General features: G+C 65.5%; 23 protein-coding genes and 1 pseudogene. 12 read left to right on the top strand and 12 right to left on the bottom strand.

From position 1 onward, the window contains the following. Positions 1–32: 32 nt before the first annotated feature. From metW to gshB, 6 genes are all read right to left on the bottom strand, one after another. On the bottom strand, positions 33–647 hold the full coding sequence (metW, locus tag G4G31_RS07695; RefSeq protein WP_182990927.1) for a methionine biosynthesis protein MetW: 615 nt from the start codon (positions 645–647) through the stop codon (positions 33–35). Then, positions 644–1,777: a homoserine O-acetyltransferase gene (locus tag G4G31_RS07690; RefSeq protein ID WP_229425575.1), complete on the bottom strand. Its 1,134-nt coding sequence runs from the start codon at positions 1,775–1,777 to the stop codon at positions 644–646. The genes metW and G4G31_RS07690 overlap by 4 nt, the downstream gene beginning before the upstream one ends. Positions 1,778–1,880: 103 nt before the next feature. Next, on the bottom strand, positions 1,881–3,650 hold the full coding sequence (ptsP, locus tag G4G31_RS07685; RefSeq protein WP_182991708.1) for a phosphoenolpyruvate--protein phosphotransferase: 1,770 nt from the start codon (positions 3,648–3,650) through the stop codon (positions 1,881–1,883). A gap of 38 nt (positions 3,651–3,688) precedes the next feature. Continuing rightward, a complete protein-coding gene (locus tag G4G31_RS07680; RefSeq protein WP_182990925.1) occupies positions 3,689–3,958 on the bottom strand; it encodes an HPr family phosphocarrier protein in 270 nt (89 codons plus the stop codon). An 82-nt stretch (positions 3,959–4,040) separates the two neighbouring features. Next, a complete protein-coding gene (locus G4G31_RS07675; RefSeq protein ID WP_182990924.1) occupies positions 4,041–4,445 on the bottom strand; it encodes a PTS sugar transporter subunit IIA in 405 nt (134 codons plus the stop codon). Positions 4,446–4,448: 3 nt separating this feature from the next. Beyond that, complete coding sequence (gene gshB, locus G4G31_RS07670; protein ID WP_182990923.1) at positions 4,449–5,396, bottom strand: glutathione synthase; 948 nt, start codon at positions 5,394–5,396, stop codon at positions 4,449–4,451. 180 nt (positions 5,397–5,576) lie between these two features. Here gshB and G4G31_RS25480 point away from each other — a divergent pair, with 180 nt between their 5' ends. The 3 genes from G4G31_RS25480 to G4G31_RS07660 all read left to right on the top strand — a co-directional run bounded on the left by G4G31_RS25480 (position 5,577) and on the right by G4G31_RS07660 (position 6,912). After that, positions 5,577–5,918, top strand: a complete 342-nt coding sequence (locus G4G31_RS25480) for a class I SAM-dependent methyltransferase (protein WP_229425713.1) — start codon at positions 5,577–5,579, stop codon at positions 5,916–5,918. Continuing rightward, a complete protein-coding gene (locus tag G4G31_RS25475) occupies positions 5,831–6,379 on the top strand; it encodes a class I SAM-dependent methyltransferase (RefSeq protein WP_229425574.1) in 549 nt (182 codons plus the stop codon). The genes G4G31_RS25480 and G4G31_RS25475 overlap by 88 nt, the downstream gene beginning before the upstream one ends. Positions 6,380–6,543: 164 nt before the next feature. Then, entirely contained in the window at positions 6,544–6,912 is a 369-nt protein-coding gene (locus G4G31_RS07660) for a hypothetical protein (RefSeq protein WP_182990922.1), read from the top strand. A gap of 108 nt (positions 6,913–7,020) precedes the next feature. Here the strand turns inward: G4G31_RS07660 and G4G31_RS07655 are convergent, their stop codons facing one another. The 5 genes from G4G31_RS07655 to G4G31_RS07635 form a co-directional block, all read right to left on the bottom strand. After that, positions 7,021–7,893 carry an alpha/beta hydrolase gene (locus G4G31_RS07655; RefSeq protein ID WP_182990921.1) on the bottom strand — a complete coding sequence of 291 codons (873 nt, stop codon included), beginning with the start codon at positions 7,891–7,893 and terminating at the stop codon, positions 7,021–7,023. A gap of 143 nt (positions 7,894–8,036) precedes the next feature. Then, positions 8,037–9,338 carry a glutamate--cysteine ligase gene (gene gshA, locus G4G31_RS07650; RefSeq protein WP_182990920.1) on the bottom strand — a complete coding sequence of 434 codons (1,302 nt, stop codon included), beginning with the start codon at positions 9,336–9,338 and terminating at the stop codon, positions 8,037–8,039. Between the two features lie 150 nt (positions 9,339–9,488). After that, the gene (amt, locus tag G4G31_RS07645; protein WP_182990919.1) at positions 9,489–10,892 is read right to left on the bottom strand and encodes an ammonium transporter; all 1,404 of its coding nucleotides are present in this window, start codon (positions 10,890–10,892) and stop codon (positions 9,489–9,491) included. Positions 10,893–10,902: 10 nt separating this feature from the next. Further along, on the bottom strand, positions 10,903–11,241 hold the full coding sequence (gene glnK, locus G4G31_RS07640) for a P-II family nitrogen regulator (protein WP_182990918.1): 339 nt from the start codon (positions 11,239–11,241) through the stop codon (positions 10,903–10,905). Positions 11,242–11,254: 13 nt separating this feature from the next. After that, positions 11,255–12,001 (bottom strand): TorF family putative porin, encoded by a 747-nt coding sequence (locus tag G4G31_RS07635; protein ID WP_182990917.1) that lies wholly within the window; start codon positions 11,999–12,001, stop codon positions 11,255–11,257. A gap of 269 nt (positions 12,002–12,270) precedes the next feature. Here G4G31_RS07635 and G4G31_RS07630 point away from each other — a divergent pair, with 269 nt between their 5' ends. The 6 genes from G4G31_RS07630 to G4G31_RS07605 all read left to right on the top strand — a co-directional run bounded on the left by G4G31_RS07630 (position 12,271) and on the right by G4G31_RS07605 (position 17,371). After that, complete coding sequence (locus G4G31_RS07630) at positions 12,271–12,525, top strand: accessory factor UbiK family protein (protein WP_182990916.1); 255 nt, start codon at positions 12,271–12,273, stop codon at positions 12,523–12,525. Between the two features lie 33 nt (positions 12,526–12,558). Further along, positions 12,559–15,093 (top strand): adenosylcobalamin-dependent ribonucleoside-diphosphate reductase, encoded by a 2,535-nt coding sequence (locus G4G31_RS07625; protein WP_182990915.1) that lies wholly within the window; start codon positions 12,559–12,561, stop codon positions 15,091–15,093. 64 nt (positions 15,094–15,157) lie between these two features. Further along, positions 15,158–15,823: a hypothetical protein gene (locus G4G31_RS07620; protein WP_182990914.1), complete on the top strand. Its 666-nt coding sequence runs from the start codon at positions 15,158–15,160 to the stop codon at positions 15,821–15,823. Continuing rightward, positions 15,820–16,074 carry a hypothetical protein gene (locus G4G31_RS07615; protein WP_182990913.1) on the top strand — a complete coding sequence of 85 codons (255 nt, stop codon included), beginning with the start codon at positions 15,820–15,822 and terminating at the stop codon, positions 16,072–16,074. Before G4G31_RS07620 ends, G4G31_RS07615 begins: the two co-directional genes overlap by 4 nt. Before the next feature lie 86 nt (positions 16,075–16,160). Continuing rightward, complete coding sequence (locus G4G31_RS07610) at positions 16,161–16,649, top strand: OmpH family outer membrane protein (RefSeq protein ID WP_182990912.1); 489 nt, start codon at positions 16,161–16,163, stop codon at positions 16,647–16,649. Between the two features lie 125 nt (positions 16,650–16,774). After that, on the top strand, positions 16,775–17,371 hold the full coding sequence (locus G4G31_RS07605) for a DUF2239 family protein (RefSeq protein WP_182990911.1): 597 nt from the start codon (positions 16,775–16,777) through the stop codon (positions 17,369–17,371). A 130-nt stretch (positions 17,372–17,501) separates the two neighbouring features. Here the strand turns inward: G4G31_RS07605 and G4G31_RS07600 are convergent, their stop codons facing one another. Continuing rightward, positions 17,502–20,318 carry a pitrilysin family protein gene (locus G4G31_RS07600; RefSeq protein ID WP_182990910.1) on the bottom strand — a complete coding sequence of 939 codons (2,817 nt, stop codon included), beginning with the start codon at positions 20,316–20,318 and terminating at the stop codon, positions 17,502–17,504. Between the two features lie 132 nt (positions 20,319–20,450). Between G4G31_RS07600 and G4G31_RS07595 the strand changes: the two genes are divergently transcribed. The 3 genes and pseudogenes from G4G31_RS07595 (at position 20,451) to G4G31_RS07585 (ending at position 23,541) form a co-directional block, all read left to right on the top strand. Further along, the gene (locus G4G31_RS07595) at positions 20,451–21,146 is read left to right on the top strand and encodes an adenine phosphoribosyltransferase (RefSeq protein ID WP_182990909.1); all 696 of its coding nucleotides are present in this window, start codon (positions 20,451–20,453) and stop codon (positions 21,144–21,146) included. 373 nt (positions 21,147–21,519) lie between these two features. After that, positions 21,520–23,036: pseudogene (locus G4G31_RS07590) on the top strand (YifB family Mg chelatase-like AAA ATPase). A gap of 52 nt (positions 23,037–23,088) precedes the next feature. Continuing rightward, on the top strand, positions 23,089–23,541 hold the full coding sequence (locus tag G4G31_RS07585) for a hypothetical protein (protein WP_229425443.1): 453 nt from the start codon (positions 23,089–23,091) through the stop codon (positions 23,539–23,541). Positions 23,542–23,556 lie beyond the last annotated feature (15 nt).

The raw sequence follows: 23,556 nt of genomic DNA, 5'->3' as shown, positions 1-23,556 counted from the left end.
CACTCCGTGCCCACCCTACGATCCGCCAACGATCAAGCCCGCTGCGCCTTCTTCCTCAACCTGAACACCGCCAGGCTCCCGCGCAGGTTCGGCAGGAAGCTGACCGGCTTGCCTTCGGCCAGCGCCACGTATTCCAGCACCTCCAGCCCGCATTCCTCGGCCAGCTCCTTGAAGTCGTAGATCGTTGCGTAGCGCACGTTGGGCGTGTCGTACCACTGGTAAGGCAGCGTGCGCGAGACCGGCATGCGGCCCTTGAGCAGCGCCATGCGGTGCGGCCAGTAGGCGAAGTTCGGGAAGGAGACGATCGCCTCGGCGCCCACGCGCACGATGTCGCGCAGGCGCGCCTCCACGTGCAGCATCATCTGCAGCGAGGACAGGCAGAGCACCGTGTCGAAGGAGTTATCGCCGAACAGGTCCAGGCCCTGCTCCATGTCGTGCTGGATGACGGCGATGCCGCGCCGCGTGCTTTCCAGTACCTTGTCGTCGGCGATCTCGATGCCGTAGCCGCTGCAGCCCTTGCCCTTTTCCAGGTAGCGCAGCATGGCGCCGTCGCCGCAGCCGACGTCGAGCACGTGCGAACCTTCGCGTACCCAGTGCGCGATGAAGGCCAGGTCGGGGCGCAAGGTGGTCAAGTCTTCGAATTTCATGCCTGTGCTCCTTCGCCTTCTTCCCAGATGCGGTCGTAATAGGCCCGCACCACGCCCATGTAGCGCGCGTCTTCCAGGAGAAAAGCGTCGTGCCCGTGCGGCGCGTCGATTTCCGCATAGGTGACGCGGCGGCGATTCGAGATCAGGGCTTCGACGATCTCGCGGCTGCGCTCGGGCGAGAAGCGCCAGTCGGTGGTGAAGGAAGCGATCAGGAACTGGGCACGGGTGGCCGCCAGGGCTTTGGTGAGGTCGCCACCGTGCTCGCGCGCGGGGTCGAAATAGTCCAGCGCCTTGGTGATCAGGAGGTAGGTATTCGCGTCGAAGTATTCCGAGAATTTATCCCCCTGGTAGCGCAGGTAGGACTCGATCTCGAAGTCGACGCCGAAGTCGAACTTGTAGTCGGAGCGGCCAGCGTCCCGGCTCTCGGCCGCGTTGCGCAGCTTGCGCCCGAACTTTTCCGCCATGTCGTCGTTCGACAAATACGTGATGTGGCCGACCATGCGCGCCACCTTCAGGCCGTTCTTCGGCACCACGCCGTGCTCGTAGAAATCGCCGCCGCGGTAGTCCGGGTCGGTCAGGATGGCCTGGCGCGCGACATCGTTGAAAGCGATGTTCTGGGCCGAGAGCTTCGGCGTGGAGGCGATCACGATGCAGTGGCGCAGGCGCTCGGGGAAGAGGATGCTCCACGACAGGGCCTGCATGCCGCCGAGCGAACCGCCCATCACCGCGGCGAATTGCGCAATGCCGAGGCGGTCGGCCAGGCGCGCCTGCGCCGCCACCCAGTCTTCCACGGTCAGCAGCGGAAAGGCGGCGCCATAGGGCTTGCCGGTGGCGGGATTGGTATGCATCGGGCCGGTCGAGCCGAAACAGGAACCGAGGTTGTTGACGCCGATGACGAAGAAGCGGCTTGTATCGAGCGGCTTGCCCGGTCCGACCATGTTGTCCCACCAGCCCGTGCTTTTCGGCTCGTTCGCGTAGGTGCCGGCGACGTGGTGCGAGGCGTTGAGCGCGTGGCAAACCAGCACCGCGTTCGACTTGTCGGCGTTGAGGGTGCCGTAGGTTTCATACATGAGCGTGTAGTCGCCGATGTGCGCGCCGCTTTGCAGGCGCAGCGGCTCGGCGAAATGCATCGCTTGCGGAGTGACGGTTCCGATGGATCCCATGAGGTTTTCTTTGCTGTGTGTGTCGCGGCACTGACGGCCGCTTGGGTAAAACTGAGGTAAAGCTGGGGTATTACGTGAGCTGGAGCTGTTCGACCGCTTCCATGATCTCGGCCGGCTCCATCGAGCGCATGATGCGTCGCATTCGCGGCGTGATCTGGCCGAGGTCGGCGTTCAGGATTTCCTGCTTCACCGCCAGCAGCTGGGCCGGGTGCATGGAGAATTCGCGCAGGCCCATTCCCAGCAATAAGCGCGTCAGCTTGATGTCGCCCGCCATTTCGCCGCAGACCGCCACGTCGATGCCCGCCTTCTGGCCGGCGGCGATCGTCATGCCGATCAGCTGCAGCACGGCCGGGTGCAGCGGGTCGTACAGGTGGGCCACTTCGTAATCGACGCGGTCGATCGCCAGCGTGTACTGGATCAGGTCATTCGTGCCGATCGAGAGGAAATTCATGCGCCGCACGAACATCGGCAGCGCCAGCGCGGCGGCCGGGATCTCGATCATGGCGCCGACCTCGATGGCCGGGTCGTACTTGATGTTCTGTTCGCGCAGCTGGAACTTGGCCTGCTCGATCATGTTCAGGGTCTGGTCGATCTCGTAGGCATGGGCCAGCATCGGGATCAGGATGCGCACCTTGCCGAAGCAGGAAGCGCGCAGGATGGCGCGCAGCTGGGTCAGGAACAGCTGCGGCTCGGCCAGGCAATAGCGGATCGCGCGCAGGCCCAGCGCGGGATTGAGGGCCGTGTGTTCGGTCGGGTCGAGCGGCTTGTCGGCGCCGACGTCGAGCGTGCGGATCGTCACCGGACGGCCTTTCATGGCCACCACGGCGCGCCGGTACTGCTCGAACTGCTCGTCCTCGCTCGGAATTTTCAGGCCGTCGGCGCCGCGTGCCATGAACAGGAACTCGGAGCGGAACAGGCCAATGCCGACGGCGCCGGCGTCGAGCGCATGCGGGCAATCGTCGGGCAGCTCGATGTTGGCCATCAGGCGGATCGCGGTGCCGTCTTTCGTCACGGCCGGCGTTTTCTTCAGCTTGAGAAGACGCTTGCGCGCCTTGCCCAGCGCCGCCTGGCGCGCGCGGTACTGCTCCAGCACCAGCGGGCTCGGACTGCAGATGACGACACCGGCATCGCCGTCGACGATGACCCAGTCGTCCTGCTCGATCAGGCGCGAGGCCTGGCTCATGCCGACCGCCGCCGGGATGTCGAGCGAACGGGCGACGATCGCCGTGTGCGAGTTCTGTCCGCCGACGTCGGTGACGAAGCCGACGAAGGGGCGCGGATCGCCGCCGCGGTCGCGGAAGGCCAGCATGTCGGCCGGCGAGATGTCGTGGGCGACGACGATCATCTGCGGCTGGTAGCCGTCGTCGCCGGCCAGCACGGGCGGCACCGACAGCGCGGTGCCCATCAACACTTTCAGCACGCGTTCGGCTACCTGCTGGATGTCGTGCTTGCGCTCGCGCAGGTACTCGTCCTCGATCTCGTCGAACTGGCTCGAGAGCTCGTCGATCTGGGTGACCAGCGCCCACTCGGCGTTGTAGTGGCGCGAGCGGATGATGTCGAGCGGCGCTTCCGAGATCATCGGGTCGGACAGGATCAGCGCGTGGACGTCGATGAAGGCGCCCAGTTCGGTCGGGGCATCCTTGGGCAGATCGGTCCAGAGCTCCTGCAGGTTGCGGTGCACTTCGGCGATCGCGTCCTGCAGGCGTTTTACTTCCGCTTCGACCTGCTCTTCCGGAACCAGATAGTGCTTGACGTCGAGCGCGGCCGGCGTGAGCAGGTGCGCGCGGCCGATCGCGATCCCGCGTGACACCGGTATGCCGTGCAGCGTGAACGAAGCCATCGAGGGTCCCCGGGAGCGGGCGAATCCGGATTCGGGCATTACTCGCCTTCGCCGAACTTGTCGTTGACGAGGGCGGCCAGCGCGACGATCGCGTCATGCTCGTCGGCGCCGTCGGCTTCGAGCGTGACCTTCGCGCCCTTGCCGGCGGCGAGCATCATCACGCCCATGATCGATTTCGCGTTGATGCGGCGCCCGTTACGGGTGAGCCAGACATCGCTCTTGTACCTGGCGGCGAGCTGGGTGAATTTGGCCGATGCGCGCGCATGCAGGCCCAGCTTGTTGATGATTTCAAGTTCTTGCTGAATCATGTTCTCGTTTTCTTTTCCATCGTCAGGACGGCGCTACACCAAAAGACGGGCTACCTGCGCGAGGCGCCCGTCCACATCCACATCAGGAGCCGACCCGGATGCGGTTATCGACCCGCACCGCGCCGTTCTGGGCACCGGCCAACGCCATTTCCACCACCACGTCGAGCGTGTCGCGGCGATAGGTGATTGCGCGCAGCAGCATCGGCAGGCTGATGCCGGCGATGACCTCCACGTGCCCGGCATCGGCCAGCGAATTGCAGCAGTTCGAGGGCGTGCCGCCCTTGATATCGGTAATGACGAGGACGCCGTCGCCGTCGTCCAGCCGTGCGATCGCTTCCCTGGCCTTGCAGTTGACGTCGACCAGGTCCTGGTCGGCCGCCACGTCGATGGCCTCGAAGCGTTCGGTCGGTCCGCGAAACACGTGCGCGACCGCCGCGATGAATGCCTGGCCCAGCGGTGCGTGGGTCAGGAGCAGGATGCCTACCATGATTTACTTTCTTGTCGCCTGCTGTTCGACCGCGTCGATGAACATCGCGGCCACGTCGAAACCGGTTTGGTCGGTGATCTCCTGGAAGCAGGTCGGACTGGTGACATTCACCTCGGTCAGGAAATCGCCGATCACGTCTAATCCTACCAGCAACAGCCCGCGCTCGGCCAGTACGGGGCCCAGCGCCTCGGCGATCTCGCGGTCGCGCTCGGTGATCGGCTGGGCCACGCCGATGCCGCCGGCCGCCAGGTTGCCGCGCACCTCGGTCCCCTGCGGGATGCGCGCCAGTGCGAACGGCACCGGTTTGCCGCCGATGACGAGGATGCGCTTGTCGCCCTTGACGATCTCGGGAATGTATTTTTGCACCATGATGGTGCGTTTACCGTTGTCGCTGAGCGTTTCGATGATCGCGCCCAGGTTCATGGCGTCGGCTTTTACCCGGAAGATGCCGGTGCCGCCCATGCCGTCGAGCGGCTTGAAGATGACGTCGCCGTGTTCCGCATGGAAGGCGCGCAGGCGCTTTTCCGAGGAGGTGACCAGGGTCGGCGAGGTATACTCGCTGAACTGGCCGATCGCCAGCTTCTCGTTGTGGTCGCGAATTGCCGACGGCCTGTTGAACACGCGCGCGCCCTGTTTTTCCGCCAGTTCCAGCAAATAAGTGCCGTAGACATATTCCATGTCGAAGGGCGGATCCTTGCGCTCGATGATGGCGTCGAACTCGGCCAGGCGCGCATCAACAGCCGGGTCGGCGCGGTACCAGTCGACCGGATCGCCGGTCAGGTGCAGGCGCGCGACTTCGGCGCGCACGACACCCTGCTCGAGCGCCATGTCGCGCTGCTCGAAGGCATAAACCTCGTGACCACGGCGCGCGGCCTCGCGCATCATCGCGAAGGTCGAGTCCTTGTAGATCTTGAAGCTGGAAACCGGATCGGCGAGGAAGGCGATTTTCATGGTGGGTCCATTGATGGCAATGGATGCGATTTTATCGTGATTCGCAAAGGCGCGCGGCCGCGGGCCCCGGGGCGCATAGTTTCCTCAGGCATATAGTGCTGATGAGCAAATTGCGCGGGATCGGGAGTTGGGCTGAGCGGGCGCAAACCGGAGTGCGATTGGCTGGGCCACGATGGGGTCATGGACGCTCAACTCGACCCTCAGCTTCACCATCAGGCAGAACAGGAACGCATCGGCCAGGTCTACCGTGGCTGGCATGGTGGCGCGGCGCTGGCGCGCTATGCCTGGCACCGGCCCGACGTCGTGCGCCAGCAGGGCATGCGCAGCCGGGTACTGTCGCACATGCTCGCCACTACCCTCGGTACCGACCTTGGCGGCGTACGCGTGATCGACGTCGGCTGCGGCACCGGCGGCTTCCTGCGCCAGCTGATCGACTGGGGCGCTACCCCGCCCATCTCACCGGCACGGAACTCCAGCAAGACCGGCTCGACCTGGCACGCCCGCGCACCGCGCCCGAGGTGAAGTGGGTATGTGGGCCCTTGAGCGCGCTGCCCGCCGCCAGCGCCGACCTCGTCAGCGCGCAAACGGTGCTGTCCTCGGTACTCGACCCTGAACTGCGCCAGCGCCTGGCGTCCGACATGTGGCGCGTACTAAAACCCGGCGGCTGGTGCCCGGTCTTCGACTTCCGCTACAACAACCCGCGCAACCCGCACGTGCGCAAGGTCAGGCGCGAGGAGTTGCGCGCCTACTGGCCCGGCCACCGCGAACAATACCAGACGCTGCTGCTGGCGCCGCCGCTCGGCCGCGCCTTGGCCGCCATGCCGGTTCCCTGCTCACCGAAGCGCTGGCCAGCCTGGCACCGCCGCTGCGGTCGCACTTCGTCTATATGGTGCAAAAGGAACGATGAGCCGCATGCAGGCTGGGGCATGTCGTGCATGGGACGGCCGGCTTCGCGTCCAGACACCGTCGTCCGGGCAGTGTGAACACCCGCGAATATTGTGTTTCGTTACAATACGATAGATTTCCTCACGGAAAAACTGAGATACTCGTAGGATCGGTCCTACGAACGGTACAGCGCTCTACAGCAGGGCATGGCGCCACGGACCGGACAAAACTATAAGCACTCAGTTCAACTCGGGAGAAAATCTTGGCAACACGTATCAGCATGCGTCACAAGGAATCGGGCATCGTCAAGGATGGCTTCTATGGCTTTTCCTGGACCACCCTGTTCTTCGGCTTCTTCCCCGCCCTGTTCCGCGGCGACTTCATCACCTTCATCGGTGGCTTCGTGGTCTCGCTGATCATCGCCTTCCTGACGATGGGCGTTGGCGCCCTCTTCATCGGCCTGGTGTGGGCTTTCATGTACAACAAGTACTACACCCGCAAGCTCATGGAACGTGGCTATGTCCTCGCTGGTAGCGACGGCGACAATATCCGCGCCGCAGCTACCCTGGGCGTTGCGATTCCTGCTGTTGCCCCTGCCGCTGCGCCAGTCACTCCCGCCGTTCCTGCCTGACCTTTCCCACTGCGCCGCCCCCCGGGGCGTGCGCAGGCAGCCGCACCACCGCCGGTTCTTCCGAACCCAGCCGATGGTGCGGCTTTCATCACCCCCCTACCGCTGTTGTCAATCCGCCCGCACGCGCATGGCGCTGTGCAAACCGCGCGCCGGGAAGCCGCCGATGCGCGCCTCATACTCCTGCCGGGCATAGCCGTACAGATCGACGTGTGCCGCTCCCGGCACTTCCCAGCTTTCCCGCGGCGCCGGCGCGGCTGCCACGATGCGGCGGGTTTCCGCGATCGTCGTATGGCGGTCCTGGTCGCCTGCCGCCACCAGCACGGGCGCCGTCAAACCGGCCATGGCATCGATGGGGCGCAGCTGGGCCGGCAGAATATCCAGCCGCAAGGGCAGCTGCGCCAGCAACAGCGTCGACAGCGGCACCGCCAGCGGCCCGACGCGCATACGCAGGCGATCCTCGACCGCTTCGTGAATCGTCGGGTACATCGATTCCAGCACGACGGCATCGACCGCCAAGCAGTCGCGGCACAGCATGAAGGACGCGGCCCCGAGCGAGACGCCGATGACCCCGAGCGGCTGCGCCGGCGCTTCACGCTCCAGGTAAGCCAGCGCAGCGCGTACGCCATCGGCTTCGCGCAGGCCGAAGGTGATGACAGGCGCGGCACTCTCGCCGTGCCCGGGCAGGTCGACCAGCAAGACCCCATAGCCCGCCGCGTTCAGGAATCGCGCCCGTCCCAGCATCTGGCGCCGGTCGCCGCGTATGCCGTGCAGCAGGAGAATGGCGCCCTTTCCCTTACCCGGCAGGAACCAGCCGGCCAGGGTGCGCCCCTCCTCCAGTGCCAGCGCCACCTTGCGTGCCGCCAGGCCAGCCGGCAGCGGCACCGGATGACGAATCGGTGCCACCAGCCTGCTGCCGGCGAACCAGGACAGGGCTGCGGCAGCGAAGATAAGCATCAGCAAGGCGAACGAGAAGCGGCGCATGGTGTCTTTTCGTAAAAGCCTGATGACAGTCGCAATATTGTTGAGCGAACATTATCGCCGCATACACAGGCGCCAGGCACGCCGCCAATGAAAAAGGGACCCGCAGGTCCCTGTCGATGTCTTTGGCTGCCTAGCCGCGGCGTTCAATACACTTCCGGATTTGGATCGGTGCGTTCCAGTTCCAGCGAAGCCGCCAGCAAACCCAGGCGCGCCACGACGCCGTACACGTAGAAGCGGTTCGGCGCGGCCGTGCCCGGCTGGGCCTTCAGGTCCGGTACCGCATGCTGCTGGGCAAATGCCAGCGGCACGTATTGCGAACCGGGCGCGTTCAGGTTCTGGTCGATGCCGCGCTCGGCGTGCACGCGGTAGAAGCCGCCGACGACATAGCGGTCGATCATGTAGACCACGGGCTCGGCCACCGCGTCATCGATGTTTTCAAAAGTAGGCACGCCTTCCTGCACGATCAGGTCGGTCACGGCCAGGCCGTCCTTGATGACCGACATCTTGGCCCGCTGCTTGAGCGTCAGGTCGCGCACTTCGCTGGCGTCCTTGATCGTCATGATGCCCATGCCGTAGGTGCCGGCGTCGGGCTTCACGATCACGAAGGGCTTTTGCTCCTTCATGCCGTATTCCTTGTACTTCTTCTTGATCTTCGAGAGCAGGCTCGATACGGCATCGGCCAGCGCTTCCGTGCCCTGGTCGTGCTCGAGGTCGATTTCGCTGACTTTCGCGTGCAGCGGGTTGACCATCCACGGATCGATGTCGATCAGTTTGCCGAACTTCTTCGCGACCTCGTCGAACGCCTTGAAGTGGTTGCTCTTGCGGCGCACCGCCCAGCCGGCATGCACCGGCGGCAGCAACGACTGTTCGTGGATGTTTTCCAGGATCGAAGGAATGCCGCTCGACAGGTCGTTGTTGAGCAGGATCGTGCACGGGTCGAAGTCCGCCAGGCCCAGGCGGCGGCCGTTGGGCGAACGCACCAGCGGTTCCACTACCAGCATGTTCCCGTCTGGCAGCGCCAGCGGCGTCGGCTGGGTGACCTCCGGCGACAGCGAACCGAGGCGCACGTGCAGGCCGGTCTGGCGGAAGATCTGCATCAGCCGCTGCACGTTCTGCAGGTAGTGGGGATTGCGCGTATGCGTTTCCGGGATCAAGAGCAGGTTGCGCGCGTCCGGGCAGTACTTGTCGATGGCCGCCATGGCCGCCTGCACGGTCAGCGGCAGCATTTCGGTGGACAGGTTGTTGAAGCCGCCCGGGAACAGATTGGTGTCGACCGGCGCCAGTTTATAACCGGCGTTACGCAAGTCGACCGAGCAATAGAACGGCGGCGTATGTTCCTGCCACTCGAGGCGGAACCAGCGCTCGATGGCCGGGGTGGCATCGAGGATTTTCTTTTCTAGATCGAGCAGCGGGCCGGTCAGGGCCGTGGCGAGGTGCGGAACCATGGAATGCTATCCTTATTGGCTTCTTGGCAATCAATGCATTTATCTTGGGGCAATACTCCCATTTTAAAGGCTTATGCTGCACCGCACCTAAGGTTGCTGAAAACAAAAAGGCGCCCCGCAGGGCGCCTCTGTCTCGATCAGCTTGCGGTATCAGGCATGGTACGCCGATTCGCCGTGGCTGGTAATATCGAGGCCCTCGCGTTCCTGCTCTTCCGGCACGCGCAGCCCGATCGTCAGGTCGACGATCTTGAAGGCAAGGAAGGCAATGACAGCCGACCAGACGATCGTCACGCCCACCGCCTGCGCCTGCACCCAGACCTGGTGGCCGATCGAATACACCTCAAGCGACGCCTTGTTGGTGACATAGTCCCAGATGCCCTGCCCGCCCAGTTGCGGCGCGGCGAACACGCCGGTCAGCAACGCGCCGACGATGCCGCCGACACCATGCACGCCGAACACGTCGAGCGAATCGTCCACGCGCAGCATGCGTTTCAGCCCATTCACGCCCCACAGGCAGACGATGCCGCCGATCAGGCCAATGACGAGCGCGCCCATCGGGCCGACGAAGCCGCAGGCCGGGGTGATCGCCACCAGGCCCGACACCGCGCCGGACGCCGCGCCCAGCATCGACGGCTTGCCTTTCGTCATCCACTCGCCCAGGGTCCAGGCCACGGTTGCGGCGGCAGTCGCCAGCAAGGTGTTGATGAAGGCCAGCGCAGCGATGTCGCCCGCTTCCAGGGCCGAGCCGGCATTGAAACCGAACCAGCCCACCCACAGCAGCGAAGCGCCGATCATCGTCATCGTCATCGAGTGCGGGGCCATCGATTCGCGGCCATAGCCGACGCGCTTGCCGATCACATATGCGCCGACCAGGCCGGCAACGGCCGCGTTGATGTGCACAACGGTGCCGCCGGCGAAGTCGAGCGCGCCCTTCTGCCACAACCAGCCTGCGTCCGCCGTGACGGAAGCCAGGGTGGCGGCATCCTTGATCGCATCCGGGCCGGCCCAGAACCAGACCATGTGCGCCACCGGGATATAGCCGAAGGTGAACCACAGCACCACGAACAGCAGCACCGCGGCAAAGCGGGCACGCTCGGCAAAAGCGCCGACGATCAGGCCGCAGGTGATCGCGGCGAACGTGCCCTGGAAGGCGACGAAGATGAACTCGGGGATCATCGTCTCCTTGCTGAAGGTGGCAGCCATGCTGAACACGCCTGCGGCCGGATCATAGATGCCGTTCAGGAAGGCACGGTCGAAGCCACCGATGAAGGCATTGCCACCGGTGAAGGCCAGCGAATAGCCGTACAGGCACCACAGCACGATGATGATGGAGAAGATCATGAAGACCTGCAGCAGCACCGACAGCATGTTCTTCGCGCGCACCAGGCCGCCGTAGAACAGCGCCAGGCCCGGGATCGACATCATGATCACGAGCAGGGTGGCAACGAACATCCAGGCGGTATCGCCCTTGTTGATGGCGGGCGCGGCCATGGCGGGCAGCGCCAGGCCGAGGCCGAGCAGCAGGCCAGCGGATTTGGTGAACAGTCGATTCATCGTCAGCCCCTTACAGTGCGTCGTTGCCGGTCTCGCCGGTACGGATACGGATGACCTGGCCCAGGTCGGATACGAAGATCTTGCCGTCGCCGATCTTGCCGGTGCGGGCGGCGCCCTGGATGGCGTCGATGACCTGGTCGACCAGCGCGTCATCGATGGCGGCTTCGATCTTGATCTTCGGCAGGAAGTCGACCACGTACTCGGCACCGCGGTAGAGCTCGGTGTGTCCCTTCTGGCGCCCGAAGCCTTTCACTTCGGTCACCGTCATGCCCTGCACGTTCATGTCCGACAGCGCCTCGCGCACTTCGTCGAGCTTGAAGGGCTTGATAATGGCGGTAATCAGTTTCATCGCATTGCCTCTTTCAGAAAGTTTTCGATACGGTCAGCACGGCCGCCGACTTGCCCAGGTTGCGGCCCTGGGGGCTGAGATAGCTTTCGGTGTCGGCCTTGACCCAGGCCAGCGCCACGCTGGCGAAACCGACGTCTTTCGTCAGGCCGATCTTGTAGTCGGTGTACGAGAGCGCGCCGTTGTTCTTCACGCGCTGGCGGCCCGCGTGCAGGTTCAATACCAGTCCCTCGGCCACCGGCACGTTCGCCCCCAGGTCCAGGTAGCCGCTCTGCTTGCTGTCGGGCGTGCCGAACAGGTTGGTGGTCGCATGCGAATACTTCAGGTAGGCCGGCCCCACGCCCACCTGCCCGTACAGCTCGAAGGTGTTCGCGTTCGGGTGCAGGTCGTTCGACGGATACCAGTAGTACAAAGCGCCGACGTCATAGGTGACGGCGCCGCCAGGGATGCCACTGAGCGTCCCGCGCTTGCCGGCATACAAGTCCACTTCCACATTGCCGTCGCCGCCCAGGTCCTTCGTCCATTTGACGGTGGACAGCCAGGTACCGGCATAGAAGCCGCTGGGAGTGTGGGTATAGTCGGCGCCCCCTTGCAGGGCCGGGTCGAAACGCGTCTGCGAGAGGCCGCGGTAGCGGTATTCGCTGGCGAGCGCGACGTTGTAGCCGAGCTGGTGCTCGGGCGCCGCTTCCTCGGCCCGGGCCAGCGTCGCTCCCGTCATTACCAGCGCCAACACGGCCGCCTTCCCTGCTGCCTTGCTCTTCATGATCGATACCCCTCGAAATGGAACGGATGGTCGGATGGTTTACAATCTGTCGCTGTAGCGTCGCGGCTTTCTCCTTCCTTTAGCAGGATGCGTGCCAGCCTTTGGCAGCAAAGCCATGTGCTTGATTTCTCGCCAAGACGCCCCACTTCTGCTGATAGACACAACAAAATCACCATAAAACCGTGCGCGCTGGCCGGGCACACCGCCACGACGCACCAAACCTGGCCGCGGCGCACCACCCTGGTGCGCGGGCTGATTGACTAGGACTGATGGACATGAACAACTTCTTCAATGACTTGCAGGGCAAGATCAACCAGGCCATGGAAAGCTCGCCCGCCAAGGACATCGAGCGCAACGTCAAGGCGATGATGACCCAGGGCTTTTCCAAGCTCGACCTGGTGACCCGCGAGGAATTCGATATCCAGGCCCAGGTCCTGGCCAAGACGCGCGCCAAGCTGGAAGCGCTGGAGTTGCGCGTGGCCGCGCTGGAAGCACAGCTGACGGAGCGCGCTCCGAAGGTGTAAGCGTGCTTTCGGCATTCATGCAGGAGCGAACCCATGAATGCGAAAGACCAAACGCCCGGCACGCGCCTGCCTCCCCAGGAGGTATCGACGCAGGAAATCTCGATGCATGTGCTGCGCGAGAAATACGCGAAAGACGGCGAAACGACGATCGCCGATGTCCGCCGGCGCGTCGCCGACGCCCTCGCCGCACTGGAGCCGGCTGAACACCGCGCCGGATTCGCCGAGCAGTTTTACGCTGCCCAGGAAGCCGGCTTCATTCCGGGCGGACGCATCAACTCCGCCGCCGGCCTCGCCATCAAGGCAACCCTCATCAATTGTTTCGTGCAACCGGTCGGCGACTCCGTCACGGGCGTTGACGACGGCCTGCCCGGCATCTATACGGCACTGTCCGAGGCAGCCGAGACCATGCGCCGCGGCGGCGGCGTCGGCTACGATTTTTCCGCCATCCGTCCCCATGGCAGCCTGGTGCGTGGCACCCGCTCGCGCGCCTCGGGGCCGGTGTCGTACATGGAGCTCTTCGATGCCTCCTGCAAGACGGTGGAATCGGCCGGCGCCCGCCGCGGCGCCCAGATGGGCGTGCTGCGCATCGACCATCCCGACATCGAACGCTTCATTGCCGCCAAGGACCACGGCGCTCTCACCAACTTCAATATCTCGGTGGGCGTGAGCGACGCTTTCATGCATGCGCTCGAGGCCGACGCCGATTTTCCGCTGGTGCACCGCGCCGAGCCGGGAGAAGAACTGGTCGCCGCCGGTGCCTTCCAGCGCGGCGATGGCCTCTGGGTCTACCGCAGCGTCCGCGCACGCGCGCTGTGGGACCGCATCATGGCCTCTACCTACGACCATGCCGAGCCAGGGGTGCTCTTCCTCGACCGCATGAACAGTGAAAACAACCTGTGGTACTGCGAGCGGCTGGCGGCCACCAACCCTTGCGGCGAGCAGCCGCTGCCCGCCTACGGCTGCTGCGACCTCGGCTCCATCAACCTGACGCGGTTCGTCCAGCAGCCTTTCGAGCCCGATGCCGGCTTCGATTTCGCCAGGATGCGCGAGGTCGTCACCGTGGCGGTACGCATGCTCGACCTGGTGCTCGACGCCACCGAGTGGCCGCTGCCCCAGCAAAGGGACGAGGCGCGCGCCAAGCGCCGCATCGGCCTCGGTTTCCCTCGTCTCGGCAGCGCCCCGGTGATGCTGGGACTGCGCTACGATGCGCCGGAGGGCCGGCTGCTCGCCGCGCGCATCGCCGAGGAACTGCGCGACACCGCCTATGCCGCCTCGGTCGAACTGGCGCGCGAGAAGGGTGCCTTTCCCCTGTTCGATGCGGACCGCTACCTCGAGGGCCGTTTCGTGGCGCGCCTGCCCGAGGCGCTGCGCGAGGCCATCCGCACGCACGGCATCCGCAATTCGCACCTGCTGTCGATCGCGCCCACCGGCACCATCTCGCTCGCCTTTGCCGACAACGCCTCGAACGGCATCGAGCCACCCTATTCCTGGACCTACCAGCGCAAGAAGCGCATGGCCGACGACAGCATGCGCAGCTACGAGGTGAAAGACCACGCCTGGCGCCTGTACCGGCAGCGCCAGCCTGGGGCGCAGGTGGGCGAGGCACTGCCGCCGCAATTCGTTACCGCCCTGCAGATGGGGGCAAGCGACCACCTGCGCATGCTCGAGGCGGTGCAGCCCTTCGTCGACACGGCGATCTCGAAAACGGTGAACGTGGCGGCCGACTACCCCTACGAGGACTTCCGCAACCTCTACCTGGAAGCCTGGCGCGCGGGGCTGAAGGGCCTGGCCACCTACCGCCCGAATGCGGTGCTGGGCAGCGTGCTGGAGAACGCGGCTGGCGGCTTACCGACGGCGACACCGCAGCCCGAGGTCGCCAGCCACGACACCCCGGCGGCGCTGGACAACGACCCGCTGCGCAAGCGCTTCGAGGGCCGGCCGCTGGGCGAACTCGAGTCGGTCACCTCGAAAGTCGAGTACTCGACCCAGGAAGGCCGCAAGACTTTCTATCTCACCGTGAGTTTCATCCGCGTCGAGGGCATGGTTGACGGCGTGCCGGTGACGATCGAGCGCCCCTTCGAATTCTTCATGCCGGCCGGCCAGCGCACCGAGGGCCAGCAATGGATCACCTCCTCGATGCGCTTGTTGTCGATGCTGGCGCGGGCCGGCGGGCCGATCGCCAAGGCCCTGGCCGACATGCGCGACGTCGTGTGGGAAAAGGGCCCGGTGCGCTGTGGCCACCTGACCCGCGAGGATGGCACCCGGGTACCGGTCTACCACGACTCGGAAGCGGCGGCGGTCGGCTTCATGCTGCAGCGGATCCTGATCAAGCGCGGTTTTCTCGATGCGCAGGGCAACGGGGTGCCGGTCGCGCAGCTGGCGCGAGCGCTGGCGGCGCGCTGTGGCGAGACTGAATCGGACGGCATGCCGGAAGGCGTGGCAACGACAGGCCTGCCCGTCGTCTCGGCTTCGGCGGCGAAGTGCCCCGAATGCGGCGCGCGCGCCCTGCGCAAGGCCGAAGGCTGCACGCGCTGCGACAACTGCCAATATGTGGGCGAATGCGGCTGAGCGCCGTTCCAGGATGCCGGCGGGGTGATACCATCATGCTCATCCGGCAGCCTCGAACGAACGCATGACCACCGAACTCCTCTCCACTGCACCACACGGCGGCATCAACGAAGACCTGCTCACCGTGATCGAAGGCAGCGGTCGTGTCGACCTGATCGTGCTCGACGGCGCCACCTCGGTCGCCGACACGAACCATATCGATACGGTCCAGGGCGACGTCGCCTGGTTCACCCACGCTTTCGCCGCCGAACTGGCGCTGGCGATCGGGCGCGGCCTGGAGCAGGCGCAGGCCGTGCCTGAGGCCCCGGCGGCGGTGCGCGCGCACTACCTTGCCGCCGCCGGCGGACGCGCCATTCCCCTGTACGCCTACCCGCTCGCGGCCTTGACCTGGATCCGCGTGCAGCCCCGGTCCGGCCATCTCGCCCTCTCGCTCTACTGCCTGGGCGACTGCAAGACGCTGGCGATCGGCGCCGATGACAGCGTCATCGACCTCGACCCGTATGTGAATCCGCACGAGGACGTGCTGCGCACGGCGATGGCGGAGCTGACCGCGCAAGGCATCGTCGACCCGGCGCTGCGGCGCGAGCGCCTGTTGCCGATGCTGCGTGCCCGCCGCGAATCCCAGCACCAGGCCGACGCGCCGAACGTGCTGTGCCTCGCGCCCCGGGCGCCTTCGCGGCGCGCCAGGTCACGCGCGAGCTGCCGCCGGGTTCCGCGGTGCTCGGCATGACCGACGGCTTCTATCGGCTGGTGGACGTGTACGGCCTGATGACACTCGAACAGCTGGCACGTCGCTGCCGCATCGAGGGCGTGGCCACCTTGATGCGCGAACTGCGCGGGTTCGAACAGGAGAAGGCGCAGCAGCCGGCCCCCGGCGGCGCGCAGGCGCTGAAAAGCGCCGACGATGCTTCCGCCCTGCTCTGGCAAGGCATGCCTGCCGCGCGCACGGCGCAGGCGGCGCACGCCGATGCGCAGGCTTGAGCACACCGCACTGCATTCATCGCAAAGGACGATCTTGAAAACGATTCCGAAAGCCCTCGCCAACATCCTGCTCGGTTCTGTGCTGCGTGCTCGGTCTGGCGGATCTTGGCGCGGCGCCGGCCGCGGCGCAACCCGGCCGTGCCGGTGACGTGCGGGCCGTGGTGGTCAACGTCGAACGCCTGCTGGTCGAATCGCCCCAGGCCCGTGCGGCCGCCGCCGGGATCGAGGCCGAGTTCGCGCCGCGGCGCCAGCAAGTGGCGGCGCAACTGCGCCAGTTGCGCGACAGGTCCGAGCAGCTCACGCGCGACGCGCCCGGGCTGAGCGAGCGCGAGCAGCTGCTGCGTTCGCGCGAGCTGGGCGAACTGGAGCGGGCAGTGCGCCGCGCCCGTGCGCAGATCGGCGAGGATTTTGCCGAACGCAAGGCGACCGAACGCGCCGCACTTGCCAGCCGCATCCACGAGGTCATGCAGACCCTGCCCGCCCGGCTGGGCGTCGACCTGGTGCTGACGCGCACCATCTGGCATCGTCCCGCGATCGATGTCACCGAGAAGGTGGCGGCCATGCTGGATCGCTGACCGGTCGCCGGTGGGTGTGGCGCTCGCCTGACATGTTACCCAAGCCTTATTGTTGGCGTGTTTTTATCCGGGTAATATTAGGACAAGCGTTCCGCCGGCGCGCTGCCCCGCATGAGGAGTCACCCATGTTGCCCACCGATTGCATTGCCTTTCTCGGTACCGAACGATTGGCCAGAGGCCCCCTGATCGAGGTCGTGCGCGCCGTCAAGGCGGCCATCGACAGTGGCAGCGAACAGTCGATCGCGCTGCTGGACAGCCGCACCAGTCGCCCCGTCGAGATCAATTTCACCGGAACGGAAGAAGAGGTCCTGCAGCGCATCCCGCGCGCAGCGCCGCGTAGTGCCGGCCGGCCGAAGCTGGGCGTCGTCGCCCGGGAAGTGACCTTGCTGCCGCGGCACTGGGAATGGCTGGCCTCGCAGCCGGGCGGCGCCTCGGTGGCCTTGCGCAAGCTGGTCGAACTGGCGTCGCGCGACGCCAGCGGGGACGACGCCCGGCGTGAAGCACGTGACGCGGCCTACCGCTTCATGCACGAACTGATGGGCGACGCGCCCGGTTTCGAGGAAGCTTCGCGTGCGCTGTTCGCAGGCGATGGCGAACGGTTTCGTGCGCTGGTGGCAGCCTGGCCGCAAGCGGTGCGCGCCCACCTGCTGGAACTGGCCGAACCTTCCTTTGTCGCCGCTGGCCGAGCCGGCGCCGGCGGTGCCGCACGCTCTTCGAAGTAGCAGCGCCGCTCAGGCGTGACCAACCTCGGCACACCCGACACGCAGGTGCGTACTTTCAAGCCCGGGAGACCGTTCCCGCCATGAAAAACGCCCGGTACCTGACCGGGCGTTTTTATCGGAACAGGCGCCCTTACTTGGCGCCGCCCACCGCCTGCGGCTCCGCCTTCGCGAAGTCGCCCGCCGCCACGATCGAGATGGCGTCCGGCTTGATGAACTGGCGCATTGCCTCGTTCACCTGCGCGAGCGTCAGCTTGCGCACCTGGTCTTCGACGGCCGCATCGAACTGCATCGTCCGGTCCAGCGACAGGTACTCGGACAGGGCGCCGGCCAGCGCCTCATCGGAGGTGCGCGATACTTCCTCGCCCTGCAGCCAGCCCTTCTTCGCTTCCTGCAGTTCGGCTTCGGTAAAGCCTTCGCTCACGGCGCGCTGCAGTTCCTCGCGCAGCACCGCTTCCACCTTGGCCGTGTTCTGGGGTGCGCTCATCGCATAGGCCATCCACATGCCTGCCGGGTCGCGGCGAGGTACGTTCAGCTGCGAACCGACGCCATACGACAGCCCTTCCTTCTGGCGGATGCGGTCGGCCAGGCGCGAACGCAGTGCGCCGCCGCCCAGCATGTAGTCCGCCATCAGCAGCGCGGGATAGGCCTTGGCATCGTCCTTCAGGGGTACCGGCACCACGGCGAGCAGCAGGCTGCTGGCCTTGTCCGGGGTCGCCAGCGTCAGCTTCTGGCCCGCCACGGCTTTCATGGCCGACGGCACCCGCACATACTTCTGCTGCGCGTGCCAGTTACCGTACAGGCGCTCGACCTGCGCCTGCAGCGCCGCGGCATCGAAGTCGCCTACCGCGGCGAAGGTAGCATTGTCCGCGCCGTAGAAGGCGGCGTGGAAGGCCTTGACCTCTTCCACGGTAACGCCCTTCTGCGCGGCCAGGGTTTCCTGCAGCGTGCGCACATGCTTGACGTGGCCTTCCGGTGTCGGGTCGAGCAGGCGGCCGAGCGCGGTGCTCGCTTGCGGATTCGGTTCCGGAATGGCCTGCTCCGTGGCGTTGACGTTCGCACGCTGGAACTCGCCGAATCCGGCCGGCGCGAAGGCCGGCTTCTGCAGCATTTCGGCCAGCAGGTCCATCACGGCCGGCAGGTTTTCGCGCGTGGTCGTGACCGTCGCGTTGAGATTTTCCGCACTCCCGAACACCTGAATTCGGGCCTTGAGCTTGTCGAACGCGTCCTTCAGCTGCTGGCGCGATTTCTCCTGGGTGCCGTAGCTCAGCAAGCCCGCGGCGAAGCTGCCGGCCGTTGCCGTGTTGCGCAGCGCTTCTTCCGAACCGAAGCGCAGTTTGATGGTCGCGGTGACCACGCTGCCCTTGGTCTTCTTCGGCAGCAGCGCGCCCTTCAAGCCGTTGGCGAGCTGGAAGCGCTGAGTACGTGCTTCGATGTTGGCCGGGCTCGGGTCGAAGGCTTCGCCCTGCGCCACCACGGCGCGGCCCTTGTAGTCCTTGACCATGGCCGCGACATCGGTCACGCCAGGCACGGCGGCGCGATCCGGGGCATCGGTGGGAATGAACACGCCCAGGGTGCGGTTCGACGCCTTGAGGTACTTCTCGGCCGCCGCCTGCACGGCCTTGACGTCGGTCTTCTCGACCTGGTCGCGGTTGAGGAAGAACAGGCGCCAGTCGCCCGCCGCCATCGACTCGGTCAGGGCGATGGTCAGGCTGGCACTGTCGTTCAGGGCCAGTTCGATGTTCTTCGCCACCGCCTGGCGTGCGCGTGCCACCTCTTCCTCGGTCACGGGATTGGACTTCAGGTCTTCCAGCACCTTGAGCAGGGCTTCCTGGGTTGGTGCCAGCGGCTGCCCCGTCGGCACCACCGCGCCGAAGATGCGGTAGCCGGGCTCGAGATTGCTGACGCCGCTGTAGTCGAGGCTGGTCGCAAGTCTGGTTTCCACCAGCGCCTTGTGCAGGCGGCCGGAAGGCGCGTTGGTCAGCACGTGGGCCAGGAGCTGCAGCGCGGCGGCGTCCGGGTGTCCGCTCGGCGCAACGTGGTAGCCGGCGCCGACGAACTGGGTACCGCCGGCGCGGCGCACGGTGACGGAACGTTCGCCGTCCTGCACCGGCTCTGCCGTATAGGTCGGCTGGATGACGCGCGACGGTTTCGCGATCTTGCCGAACAGGGCATTGATCTGCGCGAGGGTTTTCGCTTCGTCGAAGCGGCCGGCGACGATCAGCACGGCATTGTCCGGCTGGTAGTACTGCTTGTAGAAGGCGCGCAGGCGGGGAATGTTGACCTGCTCGATGTCCGAACGCGCGCCGATCGTCGACTTGCCGTAGTTATGCCAGTCGTAGGCCACGGCCTGCAGACGGTCGGTGGTGACGCCGATCGGATTGCTCTCGCCAATCTCGAACTCGTTGCGCACGACCGTCATCTCGCCCTTGTTGGTCTTGGTGTTCCACAGGTCGTCCTGGGAGATCGGGGCGTTCACCATGCGGTCGGCTTCCAGCGCCAGCATCGTACGCAGGTTGTCGTCATTCGCCGGGAAGGTGGCGTAATAGTTGGTGCGGTCGTACCAGGTGGTGCCGTTGAAATCGGCGCCGAGGGCCTTGAGTACCTCGACCGGGCTGCTGGTGCCCTTCTTGACGCCGAAGTTGGCGGTCGGCTTGAACAGCAGGTGCTCCAGCAGGTGGGCCATGCCGGTTTCGCCGTAGTTCTCGTGGCGCGAACCGACCATGTAGACCATGTTCGTCGTCAGCGTCGGCTTGGACGCATCCGGGAACAGCAGCACGCGCATGCCATTGGCCAGGCGGTATTCGGTGATGCCCTCGACCGACGTGACCTTGAGCGGCTTGTTTGAAACGGCGGACCTGGCCTGGACAGGCACGGCCGCGGTGGCACCTGCGGCGAAAACCGGCGACAGGATGCCGGCACTGACCATCAACGCAACGAGTACTTTCACGTATTTATCCCGATTTTATTTATTGAGCGAAAAAACGAGGATGAGCATCCTTCGTTTCGCCATCAAGCAAAAAGCTGCGCCCCTCGATACACCGATCGCGCAAACGCCGCTTCCCGCATCCCTCATTGGAATTTGAACAATGAAGTCTCAGTTACTGGAAGTCAATACCAAAAAGCCTTTGGAAACATGTTGGATACAAAATGGACAAGGTCGTGCTGGCTGGATCCCCATGGCGTCAGCGTCAGCGGCGCCGCCTTCCTGCAAACCGGCGATAATACGAGCCATTTGCCCCACCGGCACCACGACTGCACTCTCATGAACGATTTCGACAGCGTTCCGCTGGAATTTTTTCAGGACTACCCGGAGCCGGGCGTCAATTTCATCGACGTCGGCTGCATTTTCGATAGTCCTGAGCATTGGCGCCTCGCCATCGACACCCTGCACGCGAAGACCGAGGCATTGCACTTCGACTTCCTCCTTGCCATGGATGCGCGCGGATTCATGATCGCCGGCGCGCTTGCCTATGAGCGCAAGGTCGGCTTCGCGATGGCGCGCAAGGCTGGCAAATTGCCCGGCAAGGCCATCAGCATCGATTACAGGCGCGAGTACGGAAGCGCGACCATCGAGATCCAGCCGGAGCGGATCAAGGGCCAGCGCGTCCTGATCGTCGACGACGTGCTGGCCACCGGCGGCACCATCGAAGCGGCGGCATCCCTGCTGCGCCAGCTTGGCAAGGAGGTCGTCGGCGCGGCGGCCCTGTTCGATATCGCGTTCTTCAAGGACAAGCGCGTGCTGACGATGCCCGTCGTGAGCTTGCGCGACGTGTGACGCTTCCTTCCGCCCCCTGAGCCGGCGCGACACGGGCCTGGGTGCGCGCTACGAGGGCAAGCGAAACCGGGCCACAACGCGCGGTTGGAGCGTTTGATAAGGCGTCGGCCCCCCCCCATCTTGCCGGTTCAACATCTACACATCGTCCTCACTGCACGCGTAGTGGGAGATCACCCCTGCGATGCGGAGAATGCAGCTCAATCGAGTCCTCTTTTTGATCGGAAATCGCGTTTTGGGGATGGTAAGCGTATCGCAAACTTTCCCAGTAGTACCGAGTATCGCATCAACACGCGCACCTCTGCTCGCTCGCAAACGTCCCTCCTCAATACTTCTTAAGATGTGGCGACTTTGCCCAGCCCCATGAAGGAAACCGATGAGTCTCGCCGTGTTGAGAAGCCGCGCCCTCGCCGGCATGGAAGCCTTGCCCGTCAGCGTCGAGGTGCATCTGGCGAACGGGCTGCCCAGTTTTACGATCGTCGGCCTGCCCGACGCCGAGGTGCGCGAAGCCAAGGACCGTGTACGGGCGGCGCTGCAGAACGTCGGTTTCGAGATTCCGGCAAAACGCATTACGGTCAACCTGGCGCCGGCCGACCTGCCGAAGGAGTCCGGCCGCTTCGACCTGCCGATCGCCCTCGGCATCCTGGCCGCGTCGAACCAGATTCCGGCTGACGAGATCGACCGCTATGAGTTTGCCGGCGAACTGTCCTTGTCGGGACAGCTGCGGCCGGTGCGCGGCGCGCTAGCGATGACGTTTGCAATCGGACGCAGCAGCGCCGGCAGCCGGCGCCGCTTCATCCTGCCCCGGGCGAATGCCGACGAGGCCGCGCTGGTTGCCGACGCCGAGATCCATCCGGCCGACACACTGCTGCAGGTGTGCGCCCACTTCGCCGCCAGCGAAGACGGGGCGCGGCTGCCGCGTTATCGCCACGTCCTGCCGCCGGTGCCGCCCAGCTATCCCGACTTTTCCGAAGTGAAGGGGCAACAGCATGCCAAGCGCGCCCTCGAGATTGCCGCGGCGGGCAACCATTCGCTGTTATTGATGGGCCCGCCAGGCGCCGGCAAGAGCATGCTGGCCTCGCGTTTTCCTGGTTTGCTGCCGCCGATGACGGACGAGGAAGCGCTGGAAGCCGCGGCCGTGCAATCGCTCACCGGCAGTTTCTCGGCCGAGCGCTGGCGTGCCCGGCCGTTTCGCAGTCCGCATCACACCAGTTCGGGCGTGGCCCGGTGGGAGGCGGCAATGTGCCGCGGCCGGGCGAGGTGTCGCTGGCGCATTGCGGCGTGCTGTTTCTCGACGAGCTGCCCGAGTTCGACCGCAAGGTACTCGAGGTGCTGCGCCAGCCGCTCGAGTCCGGCCGGATCACGATTTCGCGCGCGGCGCACCAGGCCGAGTTCCCGGCGCGCTTCCAGCTGATCGCGGCGATGAATCCCTGCCCCTGTGGCTGGCAAGGCCACCCGTCCGGCAAATGCCACTGCACCAACGAGAGCGCGCAACGCTATCGCGACCGTATTTCCGGCCCCCTGCTCGATCGCATCGACATGCAGATCGAAGTCAATGCAATGTCGCCCGATGCGATGGGGGCGCGTCCCGATGGCGAAAGCACGGAACATATTGCGCAACGTGTGGTCGAGGCGCATGCGCTGCAGCTGGCACGCCAGGGCAAGCCGAACCAGCGTCTGGGCACGCACGAGATCGAGCGCCATTGCGCGCTCGATGCGGGTGCGGCGCGGACGCTGCGCTCGGCCATGTCGCTGATGAACTGGTCGGCGCGCGCCTATCACCGCGTGTTGAAGGTGGCACGTACGATTGCCGACCTGGCTGGGGCGACGGCAATCGACGCCAGCCACATGGCCGAGGCCGTGCAGTACCGCCGGGGGCTGAACGAGCGCTGAGGCGGCGCCGTCCGTGGTGGCGCCCGGCCACCCGCCCTGCTACCATCGGGGCATGCAAAAACGACCATTTCTCGCGCTCGCGCTGGCGGGCGCCCTGCTGCTGGGCTGCAACCCTACCTATAACTGGCGCGACTACAGCAGTCCGGAAGCACCTTTCCGGGTCATGTTCCCGGCCAAGCCCTCGACCCACACGCGTAGCGTCAACCTGGACGGCATGCGGGTGGAGATGACGATGACGGCGGCCGAGGTCGAGGGTGTGACCTTTGCGGTCGGTACCGGCATGGCACCGGATACGGCCCGGGCCCAGGCCGCGGTGGCCGCCATGAAGACGGCAATGGTGCGCAATATCGGCGCGACGGTACAACGCGAAGATGCGCGCGCGGCCAGCGGTAGCGGCGAGGAAGCGCGTACCAGCATCGACATCGAGGCCCTCGGCAATGCGCACGGCCAGCCGACGAGGCTGCGCGGCCACTTCGAAGCGCGCGGCAAGCGTTTTTACCAGTGATCGTGCTCGGCCGCG

The organism is Massilia sp. Se16.2.3, assembly GCF_014171595.1.
Taxonomy (GTDB): Bacteria; Pseudomonadota; Gammaproteobacteria; order Burkholderiales; family Burkholderiaceae_D; genus Telluria.
Note: the sequence above shows the minus strand (reverse complement) of the source record. Positions and strands in the feature narration are given on the sequence as shown.